The sequence below is a fragment of the Lyngbya sp. CCY1209 genome, from assembly GCF_035615495.1.
In the GTDB taxonomy this organism is placed as follows: Bacteria; Cyanobacteriota; Cyanobacteriia; order Cyanobacteriales; family Microcoleaceae; genus Limnospira.
Map to the genome: position 1 here is coordinate 1 of NZ_JAJENU010000611.1, position 290 is coordinate 290.

The window sequence follows — 290 nt, forward strand, 5'->3', positions numbered from 1 at the left end:
CTTCGGCTTCGGAAGAGGTAACAGATGCGATCGCATCTCCCGACTCATCCCCAATTCAACGAGAATCCGAAACTTCCCCAATTCAGCGACAGCCAGAAACTTTGGCTTCGGAAACGATATCGGATGCGATCGCATCTCCCGACTCATCCCCAATTCAACGAGAAGCCACCACTGCTGGCGTGGAAGAGATATCGGAAACTTCGGTTTCAGAAGCGATAACAGATGCGATCGCATCTCCCGACTCATCCCCAATTCAGCGAGAATCCGAAACTTCCTCAATTCCGAGACAA

The 290-nt window shown here is 51.0% G+C and carries 1 pseudogene; it reads left to right on the forward strand.

The features are described from left to right. Positions 1 to 290: pseudogene (locus LKE08_RS23130) on the forward strand (hypothetical protein); the annotation flags it as partial.